General features: G+C 38.9%; 3 protein-coding genes. 2 read left to right on the top strand and 1 reads right to left on the bottom strand.

Features of this window, described 5'->3' with window-relative positions:
- Both C6Y40_RS12630 and C6Y40_RS12625 read left to right on the top strand, forming a co-directional pair.
- On the top strand, positions 1-520 hold a 520-nt coding region (locus tag C6Y40_RS12630; RefSeq protein WP_146129523.1), incomplete at its 5' end, for an integrase core domain-containing protein.
- Between the two features lies 1 nt (position 521).
- Complete coding sequence (locus C6Y40_RS12625; protein ID WP_338065260.1) at positions 522-1,481, top strand: ABC transporter transmembrane domain-containing protein; 960 nt, start codon at positions 522-524, stop codon at positions 1,479-1,481.
- Between the two features lie 85 nt (positions 1,482-1,566).
- On the opposite strand, the gene C6Y40_RS12620 is transcribed toward C6Y40_RS12625, so the two are convergent.
- A partial coding sequence (locus C6Y40_RS12620) for a transposase (protein ID WP_146129565.1) occupies positions 1,567-1,735 on the bottom strand: 169 nt, incomplete at its 5' end.

Raw genomic sequence — 1,735 nt, 5'->3', positions numbered from 1 at the left:
AGGTAACTTAAAGGGCGTAGGCCGAATTTACCAGCAGACCTTCGTTGATACGTACAGCAAAGTAGCGTTCGCTAAGCTCTACACAACGAAAACGCCAATCACATCGGCAGATGTATTAAATGACCGTGTATTGCCGTTCTTCGAGGCTCAGGAGCTGCCAATGTTACGGATTTTAACTGACCGAGGCACTGAGTATTGCGGCAAGGTTGAACAGCACGATTACCAGTTGTATCTGGCAATCAATGACATCGACCACACCAAGACCAAAGCGAGGCATCCGCAAACCAATGGTATATGTGAACGCTTCCACAAAACCATCTTAAATGAGTTCTATCAGGTAACGTTCCGCAAAAAGCTCTATGATTCACTGGAAATGTTGCAGAAAGATCTGGACGACTGGCTGGATTATTACAACAATGAACGGACCCATCAGGGCAAAATGTGCTGCGGCCGAACGCCAATGGAAACATTAACTGATGGAAAACGGGTTTGGGCTGAAAAGAATTTAGCTCAAATCTAACCTGACGCCGACACCAGAAAATCTGGGTAACTGTCAGATCAGGTCTGAGCTAGTACATATAAGTCCATATTATATGCAAGTTGTTGTCGATGATGTTCTACTTAGGAATGACAGAAACTTGTTAATGGTTCTGGCTATTGGATTTGTGCTCTTGCTTTGTATAGATACGGTCACAAACTATCTTCGTCAGATAGCCATTGTAACTTTATCCGCAAAACTGAATATCCAAATATCGGCAAATGTATTTCATCACTTAATTCGCCTGCCTATAGATTATTTTTCTAAAAGACATATGGGTGATATTGTCTCGAGATTTAGCTCTCTTTCAAAAATCAGAGAAATAATTACAACAAGCTTAATAGCTGCCATCATTGATGGGGCTATGGGATTACTAACGCTTTTCATAATGTTTATCTACAGCCCTAAATTGTCAATTATAGTAATTACAGTAGTTTCGATATATGGAGGTATGCGATACATACTTTTTAAACCGTTTAGACTTATGAATGAAGAAAAAATAGTGGCATCTGCCAAAGAATCAAGTCACTTTATGGAATCTGTAAGAGCGATACAAACTATAAAGCTTTTTGAAAAGGAAAACGAGAGACAAAACAACTGGCAGAATAATTTAGCAGAAGCTCTAAATAAGGATATTAAAATAAAATTATGGGGGGTGGGTTTTAATATAGCTAACAAGATTTTATTCGGTTTGGAAAATATAATTGTCATCTATTTTGCAGCAATCTCAGTAATGGAAAACGTTATGTCAGTAGGTATGCTGTATGCGTTTATGAGTTATAAAAGTCGTTTTATTAGTAGTATGGACGGACTGATATCAAAATGGATAGAGTTTAAAATGCTTGGCCTCCATTTAGAACGTCTCTCAGATCTGATATTTAGGGAAACTGCGAATAAGTCCTGCAATTTAGTTCTTGAACCAGCCTTTGCACTTACCGTCTAATTTTTGAACGCTAAAATTTCAATTTCGGCAAATATACTGCCGTTTTAGGCCTGATTTCGGCCTTATTCCGGGTTATTCCCGGATTTCAGATAGATCTTGGCTGTCGCCTTAACATCTGGTCTACTTTAAACAGGTTCGCTAAGGTGAATAACATGGCTAACTGTGAGTCATTTTTCATCAGCCCTTTATAACGTGCTTTGATAAAGCCAAACTGACATTTGATGATCCGAAACGGATGCTCCACTTTTGCTCTG

The sequence above is a fragment of the Marisediminitalea alba genome, assembly GCF_002993365.1.
Lineage (GTDB): Bacteria > Pseudomonadota > Gammaproteobacteria > Enterobacterales > Alteromonadaceae > Alteromonas > Alteromonas alba.
Note: the sequence above shows the minus strand (reverse complement) of the source record. Positions and strands in the feature narration are given on the sequence as shown.